Origin of the sequence: Nocardia sp. NPDC127606 (assembly GCF_042671725.1) — a bacterium.
Classification (GTDB): Bacteria; Actinomycetota; Actinomycetes; order Mycobacteriales; family Mycobacteriaceae; genus Nocardia.
This window is the reverse complement of the sequence record NZ_JBHXWQ010000003.1, coordinates 372,949-397,391: the sequence shown is the minus strand read 5'-3', so window position 1 is coordinate 397,391 and position 24,443 is coordinate 372,949. Positions and strand designations below refer to the sequence as shown.

Sequence of the window (24,443 nt, the reverse complement as noted above, 5' to 3'; positions counted from 1 at the left end):
ACTCGGCTAGTCCGCCACGACCGGATCCTCGTCCGGTGCGACCCTGACCGCGTCGGGGCCACCCTCCAGGAGCCGCCGGAAGCCGTCTTCGTCGAGGATCTGGACGCCGAGTTCTTCGGCCTTGGCCGCTTTCGAACCGGGCGCCTCGCCGATCACCACGAACGCGGTCTTCTTCGACACCGAGCCCGCCGCCTTGCCGCCGCGAACGAGGATCGCCTCCTTCGCGCCGTCGCGGCTGAAGGTCTGCAGGGAGCCGGTGACGACGATCGACAGGCCGTCGAGGGTGCGTTCGATGGACTCGTCGCGCTCGTCTTCCATCCGCACCCCGGCCGCCCGCCACTTGTCCACGATCGCGCGATGCCAGTCGACGGTGAACCATTCCACGACCGCGGCGGCGATGGTGGGGCCGACGCCGTCGGTGGCCGACAGTTCTTCTCCTGTCGCGGATTCGATGCGCTCCAGGCCGGCGAACTCGGCGGCCAGCGCGCGGGCCGCGGTCGGACCGACGTGGCGGATGGACAGCGCGACGAGCACCCGCCACAGCGGGGTGTCCTTGGCGGCGTCGAGGTTGTCGAGCAGGCGGGCGCCGTTGGCCGAGAGGGCGCCGTCCTGTTTGGTGAACAGCGGCACGCCGAGCAGATCCTGCGCATCGAGGGCGAACAGGTCGCCCTCGTCGGTGATCGCACCCGACGTGAGCAGGGCGTTGGCGGCTTCGTAACCGAGGGCTTCGATGTCGAAGGCGCCGCGGCCCGCCAGGTGGAAGACGCGTTCGCGCAGCTGGGCGGGGCAGTGCTGCTGGTTGGGGCAGCGGATGTCGGCGTCGCCCTCCTTGGCGGGGGCGAGTTCGGTGGCGCACTCGGGGCAGTGCGTCGGCATGACGAATTCGCGTTCGGCGCCGGTCCGCGCGTCGACGACGGGCCCGAGGACCTCGGGAATCACATCACCGGCCTTGCGGATCGTGACGGTATCGCCGATGAGCACACCCTTGCGCTTCACTTCGGAGGCATTGTGCAGCGTCGCCATCGACACCGTCGAGCCGGCGATCGAGACCGGCGCCATCACCGCGAACGGGGTGACCCGACCGGTGCGGCCCACGTTGACCTCGATGCTCAGCAACGTGGTGGTGGCCTCTTCGGGCGGGTACTTGTAGGCGATGGCCCAGCGCGGGGCACGGGAGGTGGAACCGAGGCGGCGTTGCAAGGACGTCTCGTCGACCTTGATCACCTGACCGTCGATCTCGTGCTCGATGTCGTGGCGATGCTCGCCCCAGTAGGCGACCCGCTCGATGACCGCGTCGATGCCCTCGACCAGTCGGGTGTGGGCCGAGACCGGCAGACCCCAGGCAGCCAGTGCCCGGTAGGCCTCGTGCTGGGAGGCCGGGCGGTAACCCTCGATGCGGCCGAAACCGTGGCAGATCATCCGCAGCCGACGCTGGGCGGTGATCGCGGGATTCTTCTGGCGCAGCGAACCGGCGGCGGTATTGCGCGGATTCGCGTAGGGCGGTTTGCCCTCGGCCACGATCTGGGCGTTCAACGTCTCGAAGTCCTCGAGCCGGAAATACACCTCGCCGCGTACTTCCAGGAGCTCCGGGATCGGGAATTCCTCGGTCGGGGTGAGCTCTGCGGGGATGTCTTCGATGGTGCGCGCGTTGAGGGTGACGTCCTCCCCCGTGCGCCCGTCACCGCGAGTCGCGCCGCGCACCAGCCTGCCGTTCTCGTACACGAGGTTCAACGCGACGCCATCGATCTTGACTTCGCACAGATAGTGCAGCTCGGACCCGGTTTCGGCTTCCACCCTGCTCGCCCAGGTACGCAGCTCGTCGTAGTCGAACACATTGTCCAGCGACAGCATCCGCTCGAGATGATCGACCGCGGTGAACTCGGTCGCGAATCCGCCGCCGACCAGCTGCGTGGGCGAATCGGGGGTCCGCAGATCCGGATGCGCGTCCTCGAGAGCCTGCAACTCGCGCAGGAGGGCGTCGAACTCACCGTCGGTGATGATCGGCGCGTCCCGCAAGTAGTAGCGGAACTGATGCCCACGCACCTCGTCGGCCAACTGCTGCCACTGCACCCGCTGCTCGGGCGTAGCCGGTTCGGCACTCACAGAAACCGCGCTGTCGCTGTCACTCACCCACTAGAGGCTAGTCGAGCCCACCGACACATCCGCCGACCGTTCCCGCACGTCGCAGCCGTGCGGGCAGGAATTTTCGCCCAGGGCGGCCGGGACTACGTCACCGATGATTCCGACCCGACCGCGACTGTTCCTTGCGCTCGACGGTGAGCGACTCCGGGTCTTCGGCGAAAGCGCGGGCGACGTCGGCGGCCAGGGCGAGTGCCTTGCGCGACCAGGCGAGCGGGGCGCCCGCCAGACCGCAGGTGGGGGTGACGAGAACTCGGGTGAGAGCCGAACGTGGGAAACCGAGGTCGTCCACGAGACGGACCGCGGGCTCGGCGGCGGTGCGCCAGGTGAGCGGGCTCGTGGGCGGTTCGGTGGGGACGAGTCCGAGGGCCAGCTTCTTGCCGGAGTCCACGGCTTCGCCGATGTCGTCGAAGTCGGCGGTGGTGATCGTCGACGCGTCGAAGGACAGCGCGGCGGCGGCGGTGCGGCGCAGGGTGGGCAACGCGGGCCGGGATGCGCAGGTGTGCAGGATGACCGGGCCCGGCTGCGCGTTGATCACGACATCGAGGAAGTGGATCGCCTCCGGACCGGGCAGCGCGCGGACGGTGTTGAGAACGCTCGGGCCGGTCAGCGATCCATCGAGAACCGTCGTCAACTGCGGTTCATCCAGTTGCACAACCACTTTCGCCCCGAGCCGTTTGCCGATCTCAGCGGCGTGCAGGGCAAGGCCCTCGGCCAGCGAGTCCGTGAGGTCCCGGAGCGCACCGCGATCGGTGAGGATGCGATGGCCGCCGGGCAGTTCGACTTCGGCGGCCAGGGTCAGCGGCCCGACCGACTGGATCTTGATCGCTCGACCGGAGCCGACGAGACCCGCTGTCTCCCAGGCTTCCTCGATCGCGTCGAGATCTACGCGCACGAAGTCGCGGGCCCTGCGCGAGACCGAACCCGGGCGGTCGGCGAGCCGGTAGCCGCGGGTGGTCGCGTCGAACCGCAGATCGACCAGGAGCGCGGAGGCGCGTCCGATCATATCGGCGCCGATCCCGCGATCGGGAAGTTCGACGAGGTGGGGCAGTTCCGGCAGTTCACCGATGATGGTGGTCGCCGCCTCGAGTGGATCGGTGCCGGGCCAGGAACCGAGGCCGGTGGCGAACGCCCCGGCGAGCAAGTCCACCGGCTCCGCCGCGGCCGGGTCGTCGGACTGCTCACTACCACGCCACAACGTCACGCGCTCAACACCTTTCGTGTCGTCTGGGTCGGTGGTCCACACCGGATCGGCGTCGACCACCACGAACCGTGCGCCGCACCGCGGCGGGGCCGTCACCGGTCATCCTGCCGTGCGCGCCCACTGTCGGCGCACCCGCCACGACACGATCAGGCTGACGCGGCCGACGAATCGGACTCGATGCCCGCGGTGCGGTCGGTGCCGTTGATGGTGCCGCTGCCGATCACGGTGTCGCCGCCGTCGGCGTCGGGCAGGTACAGCACGATGGCCTGGCCCTTCGCGACGCCGGTGAGCGGCTCGCGCAGCCTGGCGACGAAGCCGTCGCCCTCGGGCTCGACCACGGCCGGCGCGGTCCCACCGTGCGCGCGCACCTGCACGACGCACTCGACCGACGAGGTCGGGCGCACGCCGGAGGTCCAGATCGCCCGGTCGGCGGTGACGATGTCGACCTGCAGATCCTCGACCGAGCCGACCTTGACGGTCCCCGAATCGGGATCGATGCCGGTCACATAGCGCGGCTTGCCGTCGGCGGCGGTGTGGCTCAGGCCCAGGCCCTTGCGCTGCCCGACGGTGAACCCGTGCACACCCTCGTGACTGCCGAGCACCGTGCCGTCGGAATCCACCAGCGCACCGGGCCGGATGCCGATCTTGGCACCGAGGAAGGCGCGGGTATCGCCGGACGGGATGAAGCAGATGTCGTGGCTGTCGGGCTTGTTCGCCACCGCCAGCCCACGCTCGGCGGCCTCCTCGCGGATCCGCGGCTTGGGGGTGTCACCGACCGGGAACATCGCCCGCGCGAGCTGCTCGGCGGTGAGCACCGCCAACACGTAGGACTGGTCCTTGTCCGCGTCGACAGCACGACGCAGCACGCCCTCGTCGAGCCGCGCGTAGTGCCCGGTCACCACCGCGTCGAAGCCGAGCGCCTGCGCCCGATCGGCCAGCGCGGAGAACTTGATCTTCTCGTTGCACCGCAGACACGGGTTCGGGGTCTCCCCCGCGGCGTAGGCGGCGACGAAGTCGTCGATCACGTCTTCCTTGAAGCGATCGGCGAAATCCCAGACGTAGAACGGGATTCCGAGCACATCGGCGGCGCGACGCGCGTCACCGGCGTCCTCCTTGGAGCAGCAGCCACGCGACCCGGTACGCAGCGTGCCCGGGTTCGCCGACAGCGCCAGATGCACCCCGACCACCTCGTGGCCCGCGTCCACGGCCCGCGCCGCGGCCACCGCCGAATCGACACCACCACTCATCGCGGCGAGAACTCTCATCAGGCACCTCCTCTAGCGCCGGCCAGGCCCGCGGCCTTGGCTCGATCGATGACCTGCGGCAGCACGGTCAACAGTGTTTCGACATCGGCTTCGGTCGACGTGTGGCCGAGTGTGAAGCGCAGCGAACTGCGCGCCTGCCACGGTTGCACACTCATCGCGATCAGCACATGACTGGGCGAGGCGACCCCCGCGTTGCAGGCCGACCCGGTGGAGCACTCGATACCGGCGGCGTCGAGCAGCATCAGCAGCGAGTCGCCTTCGCAACCGGGGAACGTGAAATGGGCGTTACCGGGCAGGCGACGGTCGGCGGGACCGTTGAGTACCGCGTCGGGCACCGCGGCCCGCACCCCGGCGATCAACTGATCGCGCAGCGCACGGGACTGCTCGGCGCGCGCGGGCAGCTCACCGATGGCATCGCGCAGCGCGGCGGCCATCCCGATCGCCGCGGCCACATCGGAGGTACCGGAGCGCAGGTCGCGTTCGTGCCCGCCGCCGTGCACCAGCGGCACACACGGCACGTTGCGGCCGAGCAGCAGCACACCGATCCCGTGCGGACCGCCGACCTTGTGCCCGGCCACGCTGAGCGCGGCCAGTCCGCTGGCGGCGAAGTCGACCGGGATCTGGGTCACCGCCTGAATGGCGTCGCTGTGCATCGGGATGCCGAATTCCTGTGCGACAGCGGCCAATTCGATGATCGGTTCGATAGTGCCGACTTCGTTGTTGGCCCACATCACACTGACCAGCGCCACCTCGTCGGCATGCGCGGCGAGCTCCTCGCGCAACGCCTGCGGCGAGACGACACCCTCGGCGTCGACCGGCAGCCAGCTGACCTGCGCGCCCTCGTGCTTCTCCAGCCACTCGACGGCATCGAGCACCGCGTGATGCTCGACCGAGCTGGTGACGATCCTGGTGCGCCGCGGATCAGCCGCCCTGCGCCCCCAGAAGATCCCCTTGACGGCGAGATTGTCGCTCTCGGTGCCCCCGGAGGTGAAGATCACCTCGGACGGCCGAGCACCCAGATCAGCCGCGATCGACTCGCGCGCCTCTTCCAGCGACCGCCGCGCCGCCCGCCCCGAACCGTGCAGCGAGGACGCGTTACCGACCGCCCCCAGGGCAGCCGTCATCGCCTCGACCGCGGCAGGCAACATCGGAGTGGTCGCCGCGTGATCGAGGTAGACCGTCTTGGGCGCACCGTTGACCGGACCCGAATAAGCCGACTTCATGACCGACAAAGCCTATACCACCGCTGACCTGGTCATCTTCGGGGTCCACCCTCGCTTTCTACGATTTTTCTACGATTTACCCACGATCCACAACACGAGTGGGGGTGAAATATTCCCCGATTCCGACTGCCCGGTGGTCTACGACCAGGCCAGAGCAGGCACGGAGTTACCTCGCCGGAACTGCCCGTCTCGCACCTCGGTCTGCCTCATCCGAACCATCACATCCGGGACGATCTGCTGCTTTCACGCTCAGGCAACAACGGTTTGGGCTGCTATCGAATCACGATCTCCGCACCTATCCGGACGGCTGACTCCCCTCGCCGCGCTGCGCGATGGTCAGGCTGGATCTGACCTGGGTGCCCACTGGACCAACCAAATCCCGCTACAGCGGCTGCCATGCCCTGATTCTCCACGTCAGTACACGCCAATGGCCCGTAGATCGGTGTTCGGAAATCGGCTGTCTACCGAACTTCGCTCGCGCCGGGCATGCCGACCTCGTCGGGTGTCTTGTCGGTCCGGATCCCCCGAAAACTGGGATGGCGCAGCAGGCCGTCGCTGCTGATCTCGCGGTACTCGATGTCGGCGACGAACGCCGGTTCGACCCACCACGCGGTCCGCGCGACCGGTGCCGGCGGCGGATCATCGAGTGGGCTGGTCTCGCGACGCACCTTAGTCCAGCGCGGCGCGGATGCTGCGCCGCGAGGCCGCGGTGAAACCGGTCCCGACTCCACCGATACAGCGCAGCCGTCCGTCGGAAGTGTGCGCGGCCAGGACCAAGCCGCCGAAGGTGGTCGCGTTGGCGCCGTTGCCAGGGACCGCGCCGACGATCACGGCCTCGGTCCTGAGCCTGTCGGCGGTCAACGTCAATTCACCCCGTGTTCCTCCTCCAGCTCTGAACGCATCGCAGCCTCGAGCGCTTCGCGTAATGGCAACCCTGCTGCGTTCTTCTGGTTGAATGCCGGTTGGTCAAGTTTGCGCGCTGCCCTGGCCAAGCTATAGAGGTGGAGCGTTGTCGCCTTGGCCGCCTCGATAATTGACGTAGATGCGGTGATCTGAAGTGTGTGCTCAGCCTGTTTGAACTGGGTCGTCTCCTCTGGCGCGAAGTCCTGCAGAAGCAGAAATGGAAGCCCTGGCTGGGCCGAGTCGGTTGCCTGTTGATCTCGATGTAGCACGAGGATGCGATCTCTCAAGGCGCTGTAGGCAGAGAGGTAGTCCAGGCAGACCTGACGAAGTTCCTGTCTTCGTCTGTCCCGACTTGCGACCGCGAACTGAAGCTTTGTACTGGCGCGTTGCTGACGAGCGAGTGCAAAGCTTGTGATGGCGCCGCTCCCAGCACTCACGACGCCACCAGATACGGTTCCGATCACCGCTATCCATGCAGGTTCCATGCCCGCACACTACGAAGAAGCCAGGTTTCCACAGCTCATCTCGCGTACATGTCGGAGTGTCCAGCTCCTGGGGGTTCCCGACTCGCCGAAGTTTTGGCGGATTTGAAGTACTGCCGTGAACGCGGACGGCAACGAGGCGCTGCCCAGGCTGTTACGGTCCGCCAGCCGGAGATCGCGGAGGAACATGCCTTGACCAGCATATGTGTTGTATTTTCCGCCGATACTACGGTGACCCCGTTACCCGATCGTCGATCAGCTCGCAGACCCGAGTGCCGCTGCCGAATATTCCCCCGATGCGGTCCACCAGGGGCTACGACCAGGCCAGAGCAGGCACGGAGTTCCCGCATCGGAACCGCCGTTCCACCTCGGCGTGACCCCTGCGAGGTGTCACCTCAGACCGGATGATCCGCACGGAATCGACGGCAGAAACCTGCCACCACGTCTGACTCCACTCGCTGCGCTACGGGGCTGCGGCAGCACTGTCCGCGATCGATCAGGCACCGAGCTCGATTGCGGTCACCAACGCCCAGCGCACGTCGATCTTGCCTGGCGAGAAGCCCGAAGCCTCAGCACACGCAGTCCTCATACGGGTTGATTCGTATCTTCGGTCTCGCAGACCGCGAGTGAAACCTGGGATCGGAGTCGACCGGCCGTGGTCGCCCCTCCCGGATGAAGTCGATCATGGTGCGATGCACGCTCATCGGCAGTTGAGTGCGTTCGCCGGCGGGCACCGTGGCCGTCGGGGTCGCGGTCAGCCGAAGTCGATGCGAACGGTCAGCAGGTCGGTACCGAACGCTCGTACAACTGCACTGTTGGCCCGCGGCAGCTCGCGCAGCCGAGCTTTTGCGTCGTCGCCGGGCATCAAGTGAGCGGTGCCGGAGTACCACCGACCACGAATACGCAGCCGAACACGGTTGTCCACCTGAATGTTTCGGATGTATTGGGATTTCTCGCCGAACTCGGAAACGAGCCAGAAGGAGTTGCCGCTTCGGCGGCCGCCGATCGGCGTGATCCGCGGCTGACCACTCTTACGTCCCGTTGTTTCGAGCAAGGTCTGAACCGGCAGCCGACCCAGGATCGGGTTACCGATGTACCGTTGCCCTGTCGTTACCACCCGGTGTTGGAGGTCTCGCAGTTTGGTCACGACCTCAATCTAGCGAAGACGTCACTCGTGGCGGAAGTCGCCGAGGTCAGTGTTCGGGAACGTGCACCGTGATTTCCCCGCCGAGGTGATACCCCTCGGCCAATCGCAGGTTGTCGCCACTCCAAAATCTGCCCGGGTCATACCAATTCGGACGTCTGTTCGGCAACAAGCCCATGGCCTCATACGTCATGGCGACGATCTCCGCGCAGTAGGCGTTCTCTAGACCGGCATGATCGGATTCGCGCTCTTTCGACCGCTTCGGAACCGGCACCCGGCCCAGCAACCAGCGCCCCGCCAGCGCGCCGGTGGAGGGGAAGGGCATGCCGTCCAGCCTCGCCACCACCTGCAGCGCTGCACCCTCCATCTCGCGGGTCACCGGCCGATCCAACTGACGCATCCACGCCTGTTGCCCGTACTCCTCGGTCCATCGGATGACCGCAGCCCGCAGATCGTGGAGCTGGGCTCCGCGATGATGGCTACCCGACCAGATATCCGGCAGTGCCCGACCGAGTTCGGCGTGCCAAATCAGCGGCGGTAGGTCATCGATCACCACTGCCATGCCGACGTGGTTCACCGGGCTGTTGGTCAACCCCCGAATCGCGCGATCGGCTCGAGAATGCCCGCGAAACAGCCATAGATCTCCCGTTCGCGTAAGCTCTGCTGCTTCGTCCAAGCTGATACTCATCGGTGTTTCGCGTGGCACAGCGACTAGCCTAGGCGCATGCGCTGGTGGAAGATATTGGGTCTGGCCGGGACCGCGGGTGTCGCGGCGACCGGGGTAGTCATCGTGCGGGCCGAACGCAAACGTCGCGCATACACCCCGGACCAGGTCCGCGAACGGCTGCACGCGCGCCTCGGCGACAAATCCAACCAACCGGGCCCCACCACGCCAGTCGACGACGGCAAGTCCTGATCGAAGATCGTCGGGGGCATCCCCATATTCGCCGGGTCGACGACAACCTGCCATCGGCAGAAGAGCGTGTTCAGGCGACCTCATCGAGTCGCTTTGCCTGACAACCGATCAGCGGCAGATACGGACGTTCGTGCCGTCGAGCTCGCGAGTAGACGGCAAACAGGCATCGGCGATTGTCGCGGTGTCCCAGTAGAAGGGTCGGATCTCGGTGATCCGCCCGCCGGCCACGGTGATCGTCTGCAGGATAGGGAAATCCAGCTCTCGACCGCTGGCCCGGGACCGGGCGTGCACGCGCGTCAGGACGACAAGCGGACTGGAATCGGACAGGAACGTCTGTTCAGCCAGTTCGAATCGGTCCCAGGTCGCGCTCATCGCAAGGAAGAAGCGTTCCAGACCGTCATGGCCGTGCCAGACTCCCCCGTAAGGGAGTAGCCGCCTAGTCCCGGACTGTGACGGCGTGTGACCTTTCATTGATTACCCGATTGATTCAGTCGTGGTCGTCATCGCGATATCTGAAGAGCCTCACTCGGAACGAGGAGCCAAAAGTTCACGAGATACCGGGTCGGATACGCCCGGCGGAGGAACGGCCGATCGCCAGGCCGCCACATTCGACCAAGAAGAGGTCACCTCGACTCGCGACCACAACCTGGCGGAAGAGAACATCGGCGGGACCGGGACGCGCCCTCCGGACGACGCGGAACCGGCGATACCTCCCTATGAAGGCCGCCGAACAAGCGCCGAAGGAACAATTAGCGGCGTTCGCAGAGCCGAGGACCGGCCGCGCGAATCCAGGTCGCAGTGACGCCGCATTCGACGACGGAGAGCACTTGATCGCTCGACTCGCCGTCGGTCCGAACCAGCGGGAGGCGGGAAACCACGTGCTGATGGCGTGCCACGCCATCAGCACGCAAGGCCGCCATCCAGCCCCGGCGGCCAGGCTCGGGGCTGGTTGTCCGGGGCCGAGCCGGGCACGTCAGGAGTCAGGTTGTCGCAGAGTGCGCCGACGGGACCACTCCGAGTTGCTGCATCATCCCGAGCGTGTCCCAGGATGCCCAACTCTCGACGATCTTGCCGTCCCGGAAGCGATTGATCGTAATTCCCTGAACGACTGCCGATTTGCCGGTAGCGGGCATACCCATCATCTCGCCGTCATTGGTTCCTGTTCCCGTCCATCGGGTAGTGACGAAGTCGCCTTCAGCGATTTGTTCGTTGATGAGGAATCGTTGATCCGAGAAAGCGGCGAGATACATCTGCACGAGCCTTTTGAGGCCGTCGGGACCATGGATCTCGGCGAACGGGTTCTGCGGATCGTGGTTGAGGGAGTCGGCGTCCATCAGCTCGTCGAATACATCGAGGTCTCGTGCGTTCCACGCGTCGAAAATGCGCTTGGCTACAGCCTTGTTCTGCTCTGACATGGCGTTTCCTAACTGGTAGTTACGCCGAACCGGCGAAGTGGGCTCGTAGTCACGACAGGCAGCCTTCGCCGCGCCCGGCGTTCAGCATGGTGTGACGCTCGGGCCGCGATGCCGACGGAATCCAGCCATCGCAACCCGATACGAGGACGCTGCCATCACGGAGGATTGCCCGCCCCGGATGTTGCCCGGCGAGCATTCAGCTCCCCACCGGACACAAACCTTGAAGCCGGTATACGCAATAATTGTGCGCCTTTTTCGCAAGCAAGGTAAGGGGCGACAGCGAGAAAGCGCAGCCGGATACACCGAAGAACCACGCGGGCGACGACCTCGGTGCCACACCCCCGGCCGCCCAGGTCTGCATGTTGCGCGATGAGTTTGCCGCGATGACTTCGTCTGCATCGATACATCCCACAGACACAAGGAGATCCGATGGCGACCACTTACACGTTCGATGTCTTTTCCAGCCTCGACGGCTACGGCAGCGTCAGCGGCGGTGACTGGGGTGGGTACTGGGGTAAGCAAGGGCCCGAGCTGCTCGATCACCGGCTGGCCCTGTTCGGAGTGGATCAGCGGATGGTGTTCGGGCCCAAGACCTATCGGGCGTTCGCGGAGATGCTGGCTTCGGGCGACGTGGCGGAGGTACGTGATCCCTGGGTCACGCGGATGCGTGATCTCCCGGCGACGGTGGTGTCGAGCACGCTGGAGGGGCCGCTCGACTGGCCGGACGCGACGATTGCCCGCGGTGATGCCGTCGACGTCGTCGCCGCGCTCAAGGAGGAGTCCGAGGTGCCGTTGCGCTCACACGGAAGTCTGTCGATGAACCGGGCACTGATGGCCGCGGGGCTCGTGGACCGAGTCCAGGTGACGGTGTTCCCGGTGATCACCGGACAGACCGGTGACGACCCGATCTTCCGAGGCGCGGCCGACTTCGACCTCGAACTGCTCGAGAGTCGCACGCTCGACGGCAACATCCAGGAACTCGTCTACCGGCCGACTCTGCACGGCTGAGTCCGGTGTGCGGTTCCTCGGTTCGGTGCGTGTCAGAATGCGCCCATGACCATCAAGTTCGACGCACTCGATGCCGCGTTGCTGGCCGAACTGGCCCGTGACCCGCGGGCGCCGATTCTCGAGCTGGCGCAGCGGCTCGGGGTCGCCCGCAACACCGTGCAGGCGCGGATGAAGCGGCTCGAGTCGTCGGGTGCCGTGCGGGGTTATCCGCCCGACATCGATGTGCAGGCGATCGGGTTCGCGGTGCACGCCTTCCTCGGCATCGAACTCGATCAGAACAAGATGGATCCGATCATCGAGACGCTGCGCGGGTTCCCGCACGTACTCGAGGTGCACGCCACCACCGGTCGCGCCGACTTGCTGGTACGCATCGCCGCGCAGTCGCAGCAGGATCTCCTGGAGATCATCCAGCGGGTGCACGCCATCGACGGCGTGAACCACACCGAGACCATGCTCGCCCTGGCCACGCCGATCGGGTATCGGAGCCTGCCACTGGTCGAGCATCTGACGAACCGGACGAATCAGCCGTGATGTGACCCAGGTCTCTCGTGCTCGAGCAGATTGATACATCCAGCCCAGTGGCCCAGATCACTTTTGAGCAGATTGATCAACTATTGGACTGACTGTTGACACCGATTGCCCCTCCACGGCACATTTCGCAGCACCGATAGCAAGTTCCTTCGTTGCGCAGCTCACGATCTGGGTTGTGGAAAGTGTGGTGAGGCGTTCATGACCACCGTCGTCTGTGCGACTGCCCGACCGTCGGCCGAGCCGGCCGCGCCCTACGACCTCGCCGATCGCTACCGCTCCGGCGCGGGCCCGGTGCTGCTGACCGGGGTCCAGGCCATCGCCCGGCTGCTGGTGGAACAGCACGTGCGCGATATCCGCGCCGGTCGCCGCGTCGCGACGTTCGTCTCCGGCTACCAGGGCAGCCCGCTGGGCGGGGTGGACAAGATGCTGCTCGGCATGCCGGAGGTGCTCACCGAGCACGACATCACCTTCGTCCCCGGCTTCAACGAGGAACTGGCCGCCACCGCGGTCTGGGGCAGCCAGGCCGAACTGCCCGCCGGGCGGCCGACCCACGACGGCGTGGTCGGCGTCTGGTACGGCAAGGGTCCCGGCGTCGACCGCGCGACCGACGCCATCCGGCACGCCAACATGTACGGCGTGAATCCGCGCGGCGGCGTGCTGCTGCTGGTGGGCGATGATCCGGCCTCGAAATCGTCGACCGTGCCCGCGGTGAGCGAACGCTCGCTGGCCGCCATGGGGGTGCCCGTTCTGTTCCCACGCAACGCCGAGGAGATCATCACCCTCGGCATGCAGGGCATCGCGATGTCGCGGGCGTCGGGTTGCGTGGTGGCGTTGAAGATCGTGGCCGATGTCGCCGACGGGGCGTGGACGGTCGACGCCGGCGTGTCCGACCTCGCCGTGACGGTGCCCGAAGTGCAGTGGGAGGGAGCACCTTTCGTCTACCGGCAGCGGCCGATGGCGGCACCGACCGACAGCGTGCTCGCCGAGGCGGACCTGTACGGACCGCGCTGGGCGACGGTGCACGCGTACGGCGCGGCCAACGCGCTCGATGTCATCGAGGTGGACCCCGCCGAGGCGAAGATGGGGATCGCGGCCACCGGCACCACCTTCGACGCGGTCCGCCAGGCTCTGCTGGATCTGGGTGTCGACGAGGCGACCATGCACCGGGCCGGAATCCGGTTGCTGCGCATCGGCATGCCGTACCCGCTGGGCACGGCCGCGCTCACCGAGTTCGCCCGCGGACTCGAGCAGTTGATCGTCGTCGAGGACAAGACCGCGTTCATCGAAACGCAGGTCCGCGAGATCCTCTACGGCACCCCGGACGCACCGCGCGTGCTCGGCAAGCAGGACGAGCGCGGCGCGCGACTGATGCCGGTCGACGGCGAACTCACCGCCGGACGACTGCTGGCGCCGCTGCGCCGGGTGCTGCGCGGACGGGTGGAGCTGAAAAGGGCAGTGCCCCCGGCACTTCCGCTGGAAGTCCTGTCCGCCAAGCGGACGCCCTATTTCTGCAGCGGCTGCCCGCACAACCGCTCCACCGCCCTGCCCGAGGGCTCGATCGGCGGCGGCGGTATCGGCTGCCACACGCTGGTCACCATGTCCGGGCGCACCGACAGCGCGGTCACCGGGCTCACCCAGATGGGCGGTGAGGGCAGCCAGTGGATCGGGCAGGCGCCGTTCACCGATGTACCGCATCTGTTCCAGAACATCGGCGACGGCACCTTCTTCCATTCCGGGCAGCTGGCGATCCAGGCCTGCGTCGCGGCGGGCGTGAACATCACCTACAAGCTGCTCTGGAACGAGGTCGTCGCGATGACCGGCGCCCAGGACGTGGAGGGCGGGCTCACCGTCGCGCAGCTCACCCACAAGCTCACCACCGAGGGTGTCCGGAAGGTCGTCATCTGCGCCGATGAGCCGAAGCGGCACAACAAGCGGGCGCTGGCGAAAGGCACGCTGCTGTGGCATCGCGACCGGCTCGACGAGGCGCAGAAACTGCTGCGCGAGGTCGAGGGCGTCACGGTGCTGATCTACGACCAGCATTGCGCCGCCGACGCCCGCAGGCAGCGCAAGCGCGGGACGCTGCCGACCCGCAACACGCGGGTGGTGATCAACGAGGCCGTCTGTGAGGGCTGCGGTGATTGCGGCGCCAAGTCGAATTGCCTGTCGGTGCAGCCGGTCGAGACCGAGTTCGGGCGCAAGACCCGCATCGATCAGACTTCGTGCAATACCGACTACAGCTGCTTGGACGGCGACTGCCCCTCGTTCGTGACGGTGGAGGTGGTCCCCGACAAGGGAAAGACCGAGCCGCGCAAGACCGTTGAGCCGCCCGCCGTGGCCGACCCGGGCGTGGACGCGCCCACCCGCACGCAGAACGTGCTGATCGCCGGAATCGGCGGCACCGGCATCGTGACGGTGAACCAGGTCCTGGCCACCGCAGCCCTGCGCGCAGGCTACGAGGTGGAGAGCCTGGACCAGATCGGGCTGAGCCAGAAGGCCGGTCCGGTGCTGTCCCACCTGCGGTTCTCCACAACGGAATTGGAGCCGGCCAACCGGCTCACCCCGGGCAGCGCCGACTGCCTGCTCGCTGTCGACCTGCTGACCGCCACCGACCCCCGCTACCTCCAGTACGGCGATGCGGCGAGCACCGTGGCGGTGGCGTCGACGAGCCAGACCCCGACCGGCGACATGGTCTTCGACAAGTCCGTGGCCTACCCCGCGACGGACACGTTGCTGGATCGGCTTGCCACGGTGACGCATTCGATCAGTCACTTCGACGCGCTCGCGGCAGCGCTGACCCTGTTCGGGAACACGGCGGCGGCGAACTTCCTGATCGTGGGCGCGGCCGTCCAGAACGGCGGGCTGCGACTGCCGGTCGCGGCGATCGAGGAGGCCATCGGCATCAACGGTGTCGCGGTGAACGCCACCATCGCGGCGTTCCGGTGGGGACGGGTCGCCGTCGCCGATCCTGCGGCGTTCGCCGCGGCGGTCGACACAGGTCGGCCGCGGCGCACCCAGCCGGTGGCGCCCGCGGAGTTGCTGGCGCACACCAGCGTCGAGGGTGAGGTGCGTCGGCTCGTGGAACTGCGAGCAGCGCAGCTGATCGGCTACCAGAACGCGAAGGTGGCGCGTCGCTACCTCGAGACGGTCGAATCCGTCTGGGCGGCAGAGCGTTCCGTCACCGAGCGCACCGAGCTCAGTGAGGCGGTCGCGCGCGGGCTGTTCAAGTTCACGGCCTACAAGGACGAGTACGAGGTGGCCCGGCTGCTCGTGGACCCGGACTTCCTCGCCGACGTGCAAGCCCAGGTGCCAGGCGGCGAGAAGCTCACCTACAAGCTGCACCCGCCGATGCTGCGCGCCTTGGGCCGGGACAAGAAGATCGGGCTCAGGCCGAAGTCGCATGTGGCGCTGAAGGTTCTGGCCAAGGGCAAGTTCCTGCGCGGTACCAAGCTCGATCCGTTCGGCTATGCCCACGTCCGCAAGGTCGAACGCGAACTGCTGGCCCACTACACCGAGCTGGTGCGTCGACTGGCACACGATCTGACCACCGAGAACTACGAAACAGCCACGGCGGCAGCCGCACTGACCGATGTGGTGCGCGGCTACGAGGACATCAAGCTCGGCAACGTCGAGCTGTACCGCGCCGGGCTACGCGAGCTCGGTATCGAGGACTGATCGAAACACGCTGCCACCGAACCCACGGTGCCACTCGGCTGCCGCGACCCACGGCTGAGCGCCCCGCGGTACCACCACGTCGCCGCACCAGCGGCACAACTGAACCGCCGCTGACCCGCGGCACCACTATCCCGCACCCCAGGGCACAACCCTGGTGCGCGGAAACCGGAAAGGAATCGACAGTGACCGTTGCGCACACCGAAGCAGGAGTCTTCGGCCGATCGCACGAGCTCAGCGCCCGCGCCCACGAGCAGGTCGTGTTCTGCGAGGACGACAGGTCCGGGCTGAAGGCGATCATCGCCATCCACTCGACCGCACTCGGCCCCGCCCTCGGCGGTACCCGCTTCTACCCGTACGCCGACGAATCCGCCGCGCTGCAGGACGTGCTGCGACTGTCGTGGGGCATGACCTACAAGGCCGCTGCGGCGGGCGTCGACCTCGGTGGCGGCAAAGCGGTGATCATCGGCGATCCGGCCACACTGAAGAGTGCGGACCTGCTCGCCGCCTACGCGCGCTTCGTCGAAACCCTCGGCGGGCGCTACATCACCGCCGGTGACGTGGGCACCAACACCGACGATCTCGATGTCATCGGTCGGCACACCCGCCATGTCACCGGCCGCAGCGTCGGCGCGGGCGGCAGCGGCGACAGTGCCCGGCTGACCGCGCTCGGCGTCTTCCACTCGATGCGCGCCGGAGCCGAATTCGTCTGGGGCGCACCGACACTGGCCGGTCGCACGGTCGGCGTCGAGGGCGTCGGCAAGGTCGGGCGCGAACTCACCGCCCTGCTGCTCGCCGACGGCGCCGAGGTCTGCGTGACCGATGTGAACGAGGCGGCGCTGCGGCGCATCGCCGACGAACTGCCCGCCGTCCGGCTGCTGTCGACGGTGTCCACCGCGCCGGTCGACGTGTACGCCCCCTGCGCGATGGGCGCCACCCTCACCGCGGCGAGCGCCGCGACGATCGAGGCGAAGCTCATCTGCGGCGCGGCCAACAACCAACTCGCGACACCCGAGGTCGAGCAGGCGCTCACCGACCGCGGCATCACCTGGGTGCCCGATTTCGTGGCCAATGCCGGTGGCCTCATCCAGGTGGCCGGTGAACTGCGCGCCGCCACGCCGGCCGAGGTCGAAGCCGAGGTCGCCGACATCTACCCGCGCTGCCGCGAGATCATCGCCGCCGCCATCACCGAGGGGATCGGCACCGGCGCCGCCGCCAACCGATTCGCCGAGCGCCGTCTCGATGCCATTCCGAGGTCGCTCTGATGATGAACAAGAGCGGCCTGTTCCGCACCAAGTCGGTCGAACAGTCGATCCGCGACACCGACGATCCGGATGCCAAGCTCCGCAAGGATCTGACGGCGAAGGACCTGACGATCTTCGGTGTCGCGGTGGTGATCGGCGCGGGCATCTTCACCCTCACCGCGCGCACCGCGGGCACGGTGGCGGGACCGGCGGTGTCGCTGGCCTTCGTCTTCGCCGCGATCGCGTGCGGGCTCACCGCCCTGTGCTACGCGGAGTTCGCCTCGACCGTGCCGGTGGCGGGTAGCGCGTACACCTTCGCCTACGCCACCTTCGGCGAGGTGATCGCCTGGATCATCGGCTGGGACCTGATCCTGGAGTTCGCGCTCGCGGTGGCGGTGGTCGCCAAGGGCTGGTCGCAATACCTCGGCGAAGTGCTCGGATCATCGGCGCCGGTGCTCCACCTCGGCACGGTGAAGTTCGACTGGGGCGCGGTGCTGATCATCGCGGTGGTCGGCGTGCTGCTGGCCACCGGGACGAAGCTGTCGTCGCGGGTGTCGGCCATCGCCGTCGCGATCAAGCTGGGCGTGATCGCCCTGGTGCTGGTCGTCGGCGCGACGTATTTCAAGCCGTCGAACCTGACCCCCTACATCCCGCCGGCGCAACCGTCGGAGAAGGCCGAGGGGATGCACCAGTCGCTGTTCGCCTTCCTCACCGGGTCCGGCGGCACCAGCTACGGCTGGTACGGCCTGCTCGCCGCGGCCAGCCTGGTGTTCTTCGCCTTCATCGGCTTCGACGTGGTCGCCACCACCGCCGAGGAGACACGCAACCCGCAGCGCGACGTCCCGCGCGGCATCCTGGGTTCGCTGGCGATCGTGACGGTGCTCTACATCGCGGTCTCGGTGGTCCTCACCGGCATGGTGTCCTACACCGAACTGGCCGACGGCAATGCCACGCTCGCAACAGCTTTCGCCATCCACGGCGATACGTGGGTGAAGAACATCATCGCCATCGGCGCTCTCGCCGGTCTGTCGACGGTGGTCATGGTGATGTTCCTCGGCCAGACCCGAGTGCTGTTCGCCATGGCTCGCGACGGCCTGCTCCCCCGGAGCCTGGCCCAGACCGGTAAGAAGGGCACGCCAGTCCGGCTGACCGTGCTCGTCGGCGTGGTCTGCGCGCTGCTCGCCGGGTTCGTCGACTTCGGCACGCTCGAGGAAATGGTCAACATCGGCACGCTGGTCGCCTTCGTCCTGGTATCGATCGGCGTCCTGGTACTGCGCCGCACCCGCCCCGACCTGGAGCGCGGATTCCGCGTCCCCTTCGTCCCGGTGGTGCCCATCCTCGGCGCCCTGGCCTGCCTGTGGCTGATGCTCAACCTCTCGATCGAGACGTGGCTGCGCTTCGTGATCTGGATGGCTCTCGGTGTCGTCGTCTACTTCGCCTACGGTCGCAGACACTCGGTTCTCGGTCGCAGGCGACCGGATTCCGCGGAACCGGAGCTGACACCGGTTCGATAGAACGCGCTGCATGCTCATCAGGCCCGGCGATCCCACCGATCGCCGGGCCTCGGGCGTGCGGTCAGAGTGTCAGCTGACCGGCCGCCGACCTGAGCAGGTCGACGAGGTCGCGATCGTGCACAGGCAGGCGGCCGGTCTTGCCGATCGCGGCCAGCGCACCGGTGACAGTGCCGTCGGCGGCGCGGACCGGGACGGCGACGGCGCTGCGTCCGAGACGGCACTCGTTCACCTCGACGGCGACGGCGTCCACGGTGACTCGGCGTAGCTCGGCGGCGAGTTCGGCGGCGTCGGTGATGGTGAAGGTGGTGACCTTGCGCAGCGTCGCCTCGACCGCGGATTCGGGGTACCGCGCCAACAGGATCTTGCCGATGGCGCAGGCGTGCGGGCAGGTGAGCAGCACCTTCTCCCCACTCAGCTCGTGGTCGGGGTCCTTGTCGATCATCCTGATCCGGCCGTCGGCGAAGGCGGCGAGATGAATGCCGAAACGCAGCTGGGCGCGCAGTTCGCCGAGGATCCGGTGATTGCCGGAGACGGGCTCGGGGGCGGCGGCCCCGGCGAGTTCACGGGTACGGCGGCCGAGGGCGAAACCGGACAGGTCCTCGATCCGCACCAGGTAGCCGTCGGCGACGAGGAGATTCAGGAGCCGGTACGCGGTCGCGGGGGCGATCCCGGTCTGCGCGGCGATGTCCTTCGCGGTGGCGCCCGAACCCAGTTGCGCCACCGCCTCGAGCAGAGCGAGGGCCTTCTGGACAGCCCTCGGCTCGTGCCCGGTCGGGCCGTCGCGGCGGGTCGTCGTTGTCACTGTTCGCCGCGGTCCGCCCCAACCAGGGCCATCGCGCCGCGGGAGTTGACGGCGAACACCCCGGCGCCGGGCAGCACGTCCGCGGATTCGGGACTGTCGAAAACACCGATGGCCGTGAGACTTTCGGGACACCTGTCCCGGAGATAGCGATACCAGACAGCACCGACCAGCAGCACGGCGAACACCGTCGCGGGCGCGACCACCACACCGTCGCTCGCATCCGACACCGTCAGACAGACCAGCACCGCGGCGAGCACCCCACTGCCGACCCACCCGGCGACGAGGTCGACCCGGCTCAGCTCGCGGATACGGCCGAGGAACAGCACAGCCCCCACCGCGACCAGGATGTAGGACAGCGCGAGCGCCGTGCGCATCACGGTCTTGGCCGCGGCGGGCACACCGTCGAGCGCGACGAAACCCGAACCGACCGTCGCGACGATGCCGATGATCAGCACCAATGCCACGTGCGGGGTCCGCAACCGCGGACCGACCCGGCTCAGCAGCCGCGGCAGCACACCCTCCACACTCATCGAATACATCAGTCGCGACGCGGCGTTCGACGACGCCATCGCGGATCCGAGCCACGAGCACGTCAGCCCCGCGTCGAGCAGGATCACCACGAGCAGACTCGACCCGCTCGCCGTCCCGTGCAGATACGCGTTCACCACCGCACCCGCATGCCCGGACCAGGCCGCCCACGACGCGAAGATGAACAGCGCCCCGCACAGCACCGGGGTGAGCAGCACCGTGCGGGTCACGGTGACCAGCGGACGCCGCGTCTCCGGTGCGAAGAACGTGGCGCTCTCGAAGCCCGCCAGCGCGAACAGCGCCGACATCGCGATGGCCAGCACCGCGGGAACATCCGGTGCGGTCGGGGTGATCGCGACAGCGGGCCCCGACACCAGCATGAGCCCGATGATGAAGGCCAGCGAACACGCCTCGACCGCCAGAATCGCGATCGCGGCGAACCGCACCCCACGCACCAGCACCGCGCCGATCAGCACCGCGATGCCGAGGTAGACGGCCCCGATCTGCCAGCCGCGCAGCGTGATTCCCAGTTGCGCTGCCAAGGCGAGAGCGGTCTGCGACCCGTGATACATCGTCAGCGACGCACTGCCCAGGTACTTCACGAGCATTCCGACGCCACACGTCAGCGCCACACGCGGTCCGGCGCCGTGACTGACGAAGGTATAGAGCCCACCCGCCGCGGACAGGCGCCGGGTGAACTGTGCCACGCAGTACGCGATCAGCGTGATGACCAGCGTCGCGATGATGATCGTCACCAGGCCGGGCAGCAGGGCGTTGTGGGTGAGCATCGTGACCGGCAACAAGACCATCGACGCGGCGGGCGCGGTGGTCGCGATCGACTGGCCCAGCAACGCCACACCCGACAGTTGTCTGCGCCCCAGCGCACGCAACGGCGACACGGCGGGGCGCTCGGGTTCCCCGGCCGCGAACGAGCGCGCGACCGCGTCGGCCAGTGCCGTCACCACACACCTCCCAGCGTTGTCGGTGCGGGCGAGGATATCCAGACCTGGTTTCGGCGGTATTGCGGACGTGAGTCGAGGCGATGGTCACCGAGCGAGAAAGCGGCGGCGGGGGATCTCACTCGCCGATCGGTGAACGTTTTCCGCGGCGTAGCGGCACCGACCCACCGTCGACGGACGCTGTCGCAGAACGGATATCGCGGCGGACGGAGCTACCCATGGCAGTCACCAGAAGATCATTCATGCAGAGTCTCGGCATCACCGGTGGTGCCGGCCTCGCCTACGGCGCGATGTCGACTCTCGGCCTCGCGCCCGCCACGGCGCAGGTGTCGTTCCGCTCGCCCGCCATGGGCGACCTCATCGGCAAGGGCGACGGTGGCGCGAAGGTGGCGATCCTCGGCGGCGGCCCCGCCGGGCTGTGCGCGGCCTACGAACTGGGCAAGGCCGGATACGACGTGACCGTGCTCGAAGCCAGGAAGCGAGCGGGCGGACGGGTGTGGTCGGTGCGCAACGGCACCACCGAAACCGATCTCAACGGCGAAACCCAGAGCTGCGCCTTCGCCGAAGGGCACTACTTCAATCTGGGCGCCACGCGCATTCCGCAGGGCCACATCACCCTCGACTACTGTCGCGAACTCGGTGTCGAGATCCAGCCGTTCGGCAACCAGAACGCCAGCACTTTGGTCAACTACCAGAGCGGCACCTCGATCTCCGGGCAATCTGTGCAGTACCGCGCGGCCAAGGCCGATATGTACGGCTACATGTCCGAGCTGCTGCAGAAGGCCGCGTCGCGGGGCGCACTCGACGACGTGCTCTCCGGCGCCGACAAGGAAGCGCTGTCGTCGTTCCTGCGCGATTTCGGCGATCTCTCCAGTGACGGCCGCTATCTCGGCTCGACCCGGCGCGGCTACACCTCCGAACCCGGCGCGGGCCTGAACTTCGGCGAACAGCCGAAGCCGTTCCCGATGTCCGACACGATCCGCAGCGGTCTCGGCCGCAACTTCAGCTTCGAATTCGGCTACGACCAGGCCATGATGATGATGACCCCGGTCGGCGGCATGGACCGCATCTACGCTGCCTTCCAGCGCGAGATCGGCACGCAGCGAATCCATTTCGGCGCCGAGGTGTCGGCGATGAAGAACACCCCCGACGGTGTGCGGATCGAATACACCCAGGACGGCGCGCACAAGTCCCTCGACGCCGACTACTGCATCTGCACGCTGCCGCCCCATCTCGTCGGTCGCCTGGCCAACAACCTGCCCGCCGATGTGCTCACCGCGCTGAAGGCGGCGATCCCGGTGTCGTCCGGCAAGCTCGGCATCGAGTACTCGCGCCGCTGGTGGGAGCTCGACGACCGGATCTACGGCGGCGCGAGCAATACCGACAAAGACATTTCGCAGATCATGTTCCCGTACGACCACTACAACGGCGACCGTGGCGTGGTGGTCGGCTACTACAACACCGGCAAACGTCATCAAGCCTTCGAATCACTCACGCACCGGCAGCGTCTGGCGAAGGCCGTCGACGAGGGCGCGGCGATTCACGGCGACAAGTATCGACGCGACATCGCCTCGTCGTTCTCCGGCAGCTGGCGGTGTACCAAGTACTCCGAGGGCGCGTGGGTCGGGTGGTCGGGCAGCAATTCCCACGGCGGCGAGGCCACCCCCGAGTACACGAAACTCCTTGCCCCCGTGGAGCGCGTCTACTTCGCCGGTGACCACCTGTCCAACGCGATCGCCTGGCAGCACGGCGCCTTCACCTCCGCTCGCGATGTGGTGACCGCTCTGCACGCTCGCGTCGCCGCCTGAATCTCTCACCCCGACAAGGAGTATCGACCATGAAGACGACGATCACCCTGGCCGTGACGACCCTCGCGGCGCTGGCCCTCACCTCCTGCTCGGCCGACCCGGCGGAGTCGAAGCCGTCCGCTGCGCCGAGTACGTCGGTTCTCGAAGCGGGACAGGCGATTCCGATGATCGCGCAGGGCGTGACGATCGCCGCCGACGCCACCGTCTACAAGACCAGCGGCCTCGGCCCCACCGCCACCAACAAGGCGGCCCCCACCGGCAGCCCCGAATCCTTCATCGACACCCAGCAGTTCGCGGACGCGAAGCTGCCCGCCGGTGTCACCGTCACCGAAGCACAGGGCATGTCGGTGCTGGCCAGAATCCGGGAGAACCTCGAAGCCCAGGGCCTGACCCTGGACGACGTCATCACCATGCGCGTGTTCCTCGACAACGCCCCCGGCACCGACCGTGCCGACTACGCCGGCTGGAACCGCGCCTATCGGCAGTTCTTCGCGAATACGAACCTCACCACCGGCGACACCGAACTGGTCCCGCTCGGCACCGCGGCACCGGCCGCACCCCTGGTCCGCAACGCGGCACGACCGAGCCGCTTCGCCCTGGAAGTCGCGAGTCTGCCGGTGGCGGGGTGGCTGGTCGAAGTCGAAGTCGACGCTGTGTACCCGGCCCGTAAGTGAGTCGGCTCGCCTGACGAATTCCCTGGTCAAGGTCGCGTCCGGCCGGTGCGATAACTCACGTTCTCGCCAGCCTGTGGCACTGAGTGCCAGCCCGGGTGAAATAATCTCCGGGACAGCCAGGGCAATGCGATGTTGGGAGTTCTCCAGTGGAGTTGATCGGTGTAATCGGTGGCGGCACGATGGGCGCGGGGATCGCGGAGGTGTGCGCCAAGGCGGGCAGCTCGGTACTCGTGCTCGAGACGAAGCCGGAGTTCGCCGAGGCGGCACAGAACCGGATCGCCACCTCGATCGGCCGTGCCGTGACCAAGGGCAAGATCACCCAGGACGAGGCCGACGCGGTGCTCGCGCGGGTGCGCGTCACCCTGGACATGGACGAGTTCGCCGATCGTGACCTGGTGATCGAGGCCGCGCCGGAGATCGAGGCGCTCAAGTACGAGATCTTCGGCAAGCTGGACAAGATCGTCAAGCCCGAGGGCATCCTCGCCACCAACACCTCCTCGATCCCCGTGATCAAGGTGGCCGGGGCGACCGAGCGGCCCGAGCGGGTCGTCGGCGTGCACTTCTTCAACCCCGTGCCGGTGATGCCGCTGGTCGAGATCATCTCGACCCTGGTGACCGCGCCGGAAGCGGCCGTGGCCGTCACCGACTACGTGAAGAACACCCTCGGCAAGATGGCTGTGCAGGCCGGTGACCGCTCCGGGTTCATCGTCAACGCGCTGCTCATCCCCTACCTGTGTTCGGCGATCCGGATGCTCGAGTCGGGCTACGCCACCGCCGAGGACATCGACGCGGCGATGAAGGGCGGCTGCGGCTACCCGATGGGCCCGCTGACACTGCTCGACACCGTCGGCCTCGACATCGCCCTCGCGGCGTCGGAGTCGCTGTACTCGGAGTTCGCCGAGCCGCACCTCGCCCCGCCCGCGCTGCTGCGCCGGATGGTGGACGCGGGCCGACTGGGCCGCAAGACCGGGCGCGGATTCTACGACTACGCGAAGTAGATGCTGATTCCCGCAGG

The 24,443-nt window shown here is 67.4% G+C and carries 22 protein-coding genes; 9 read left to right on the top strand and 13 right to left on the bottom strand.

Annotated features, from left to right (window positions below):
* Nucleotides 1-6 precede the first annotated feature (6 nt).
* The 9 genes from ligA to ACFVJ5_RS17410 form a co-directional block, all read right to left on the bottom strand.
* Nucleotides 7-2,103 carry an NAD-dependent DNA ligase LigA gene (gene ligA / locus ACFVJ5_RS17450; RefSeq protein ID WP_379221892.1) on the bottom strand — a complete coding sequence of 699 codons (2,097 nt, stop codon included), beginning with the start codon at nucleotides 2,101-2,103 and terminating at the stop codon, nucleotides 7-9.
* A 127-nt stretch (nucleotides 2,104-2,230) separates the two neighbouring features.
* Complete coding sequence (locus ACFVJ5_RS17445) at nucleotides 2,231-3,289, bottom strand: methionine synthase (RefSeq protein WP_379221890.1); 1,059 nt, start codon at nucleotides 3,287-3,289, stop codon at nucleotides 2,231-2,233.
* 200 nt (nucleotides 3,290-3,489) lie between these two features.
* Nucleotides 3,490-4,608 (bottom strand): tRNA 2-thiouridine(34) synthase MnmA, encoded by a 1,119-nt coding sequence (mnmA, locus tag ACFVJ5_RS17440; RefSeq protein WP_379221213.1) that lies wholly within the window; start codon nucleotides 4,606-4,608, stop codon nucleotides 3,490-3,492.
* Nucleotides 4,608-5,831, bottom strand: a complete 1,224-nt coding sequence (locus ACFVJ5_RS17435; protein WP_379221211.1) for a cysteine desulfurase family protein — start codon at nucleotides 5,829-5,831, stop codon at nucleotides 4,608-4,610. The genes mnmA and ACFVJ5_RS17435 overlap by 1 nt, the downstream gene beginning before the upstream one ends.
* A 461-nt stretch (nucleotides 5,832-6,292) precedes the next feature.
* Nucleotides 6,293-6,499 carry a hypothetical protein gene (locus ACFVJ5_RS17430; RefSeq protein ID WP_379221209.1) on the bottom strand — a complete coding sequence of 69 codons (207 nt, stop codon included), beginning with the start codon at nucleotides 6,497-6,499 and terminating at the stop codon, nucleotides 6,293-6,295.
* A 1-nt stretch (nucleotide 6,500) separates the two neighbouring features.
* Nucleotides 6,501-6,692: a hypothetical protein gene (locus tag ACFVJ5_RS17425; RefSeq protein ID WP_379221208.1), complete on the bottom strand. Its 192-nt coding sequence runs from the start codon at nucleotides 6,690-6,692 to the stop codon at nucleotides 6,501-6,503.
* Nucleotides 6,693-6,694: 2 nt separating this feature from the next.
* Nucleotides 6,695-7,219, bottom strand: a complete 525-nt coding sequence (locus ACFVJ5_RS17420) for a hypothetical protein (protein WP_379221206.1) — start codon at nucleotides 7,217-7,219, stop codon at nucleotides 6,695-6,697.
* 751 nt (nucleotides 7,220-7,970) lie between these two features.
* Nucleotides 7,971-8,363, bottom strand: coding sequence for a nitroreductase/quinone reductase family protein (locus ACFVJ5_RS17415; RefSeq protein ID WP_379221204.1), 393 nt, complete (start codon nucleotides 8,361-8,363; stop codon nucleotides 7,971-7,973).
* A 46-nt stretch (nucleotides 8,364-8,409) separates the two neighbouring features.
* Nucleotides 8,410-9,048 carry a hypothetical protein gene (locus ACFVJ5_RS17410; protein ID WP_379221202.1) on the bottom strand — a complete coding sequence of 213 codons (639 nt, stop codon included), beginning with the start codon at nucleotides 9,046-9,048 and terminating at the stop codon, nucleotides 8,410-8,412.
* 36 nt (nucleotides 9,049-9,084) lie between these two features.
* Here ACFVJ5_RS17410 and ACFVJ5_RS17405 point away from each other — a divergent pair, with 36 nt between their 5' ends.
* On the top strand, nucleotides 9,085-9,276 hold the full coding sequence (locus ACFVJ5_RS17405) for a hypothetical protein (RefSeq protein ID WP_379221201.1): 192 nt from the start codon (nucleotides 9,085-9,087) through the stop codon (nucleotides 9,274-9,276).
* Between the two features lie 108 nt (nucleotides 9,277-9,384).
* On the opposite strand, the gene ACFVJ5_RS17400 is transcribed toward ACFVJ5_RS17405, so the two are convergent.
* Both ACFVJ5_RS17400 and ACFVJ5_RS17395 read right to left on the bottom strand, forming a co-directional pair.
* Nucleotides 9,385-9,747, bottom strand: a complete 363-nt coding sequence (locus ACFVJ5_RS17400; protein ID WP_379221199.1) for a nuclear transport factor 2 family protein — start codon at nucleotides 9,745-9,747, stop codon at nucleotides 9,385-9,387.
* A gap of 509 nt (nucleotides 9,748-10,256) precedes the next feature.
* On the bottom strand, nucleotides 10,257-10,691 hold the full coding sequence (locus ACFVJ5_RS17395; protein WP_379221197.1) for an ester cyclase: 435 nt from the start codon (nucleotides 10,689-10,691) through the stop codon (nucleotides 10,257-10,259).
* 429 nt (nucleotides 10,692-11,120) lie between these two features.
* Between ACFVJ5_RS17395 and ACFVJ5_RS17390 the strand changes: the two genes are divergently transcribed.
* The 5 genes from ACFVJ5_RS17390 (at nucleotide 11,121) to ACFVJ5_RS17370 (ending at nucleotide 18,657) form a co-directional block, all read left to right on the top strand.
* Nucleotides 11,121-11,699 carry a dihydrofolate reductase family protein gene (locus ACFVJ5_RS17390; protein WP_379221195.1) on the top strand — a complete coding sequence of 193 codons (579 nt, stop codon included), beginning with the start codon at nucleotides 11,121-11,123 and terminating at the stop codon, nucleotides 11,697-11,699.
* Nucleotides 11,700-11,744: 45 nt separating this feature from the next.
* The gene (locus tag ACFVJ5_RS17385; protein WP_379221193.1) at nucleotides 11,745-12,230 is read left to right on the top strand and encodes an Lrp/AsnC family transcriptional regulator; all 486 of its coding nucleotides are present in this window, start codon (nucleotides 11,745-11,747) and stop codon (nucleotides 12,228-12,230) included.
* 198 nt (nucleotides 12,231-12,428) lie between these two features.
* On the top strand, nucleotides 12,429-15,902 hold the full coding sequence (locus ACFVJ5_RS17380) for an indolepyruvate ferredoxin oxidoreductase family protein (RefSeq protein WP_379221191.1): 3,474 nt from the start codon (nucleotides 12,429-12,431) through the stop codon (nucleotides 15,900-15,902).
* A gap of 182 nt (nucleotides 15,903-16,084) precedes the next feature.
* Nucleotides 16,085-17,164 carry a Glu/Leu/Phe/Val dehydrogenase dimerization domain-containing protein gene (locus ACFVJ5_RS17375; RefSeq protein WP_379221189.1) on the top strand — a complete coding sequence of 360 codons (1,080 nt, stop codon included), beginning with the start codon at nucleotides 16,085-16,087 and terminating at the stop codon, nucleotides 17,162-17,164.
* Nucleotides 17,164-18,657, top strand: a complete 1,494-nt coding sequence (locus ACFVJ5_RS17370; RefSeq protein WP_379221187.1) for an APC family permease — start codon at nucleotides 17,164-17,166, stop codon at nucleotides 18,655-18,657. The genes ACFVJ5_RS17375 and ACFVJ5_RS17370 overlap by 1 nt, the downstream gene beginning before the upstream one ends.
* A gap of 61 nt (nucleotides 18,658-18,718) precedes the next feature.
* Here ACFVJ5_RS17370 and ACFVJ5_RS17365 read toward each other — a convergent pair whose 3' ends face one another.
* Together ACFVJ5_RS17365 and ACFVJ5_RS17360 are read right to left on the bottom strand one after the other, a co-directional pair.
* Entirely contained in the window at nucleotides 18,719-19,459 is a 741-nt protein-coding gene (locus ACFVJ5_RS17365) for an IclR family transcriptional regulator (RefSeq protein ID WP_379221185.1), read from the bottom strand.
* Nucleotides 19,456-20,949 carry an APC family permease gene (locus ACFVJ5_RS17360; protein WP_379221183.1) on the bottom strand — a complete coding sequence of 498 codons (1,494 nt, stop codon included), beginning with the start codon at nucleotides 20,947-20,949 and terminating at the stop codon, nucleotides 19,456-19,458. Before ACFVJ5_RS17360 ends, ACFVJ5_RS17365 begins: the two co-directional genes overlap by 4 nt.
* 239 nt (nucleotides 20,950-21,188) lie before the next feature.
* Here ACFVJ5_RS17360 and ACFVJ5_RS17355 point away from each other — a divergent pair, with 239 nt between their 5' ends.
* From ACFVJ5_RS17355 to ACFVJ5_RS17345, 3 genes are all read left to right on the top strand, one after another.
* On the top strand, nucleotides 21,189-22,754 hold the full coding sequence (locus ACFVJ5_RS17355; protein WP_379221888.1) for a flavin monoamine oxidase family protein: 1,566 nt from the start codon (nucleotides 21,189-21,191) through the stop codon (nucleotides 22,752-22,754).
* 29 nt (nucleotides 22,755-22,783) lie between these two features.
* Nucleotides 22,784-23,428, top strand: a complete 645-nt coding sequence (locus ACFVJ5_RS17350; RefSeq protein ID WP_379221181.1) for a Rid family hydrolase — start codon at nucleotides 22,784-22,786, stop codon at nucleotides 23,426-23,428.
* A gap of 146 nt (nucleotides 23,429-23,574) precedes the next feature.
* Nucleotides 23,575-24,426 (top strand): 3-hydroxybutyryl-CoA dehydrogenase, encoded by an 852-nt coding sequence (locus tag ACFVJ5_RS17345; protein ID WP_379221179.1) that lies wholly within the window; start codon nucleotides 23,575-23,577, stop codon nucleotides 24,424-24,426.
* Nucleotides 24,427-24,443: the final 17 nt, after the last annotated feature.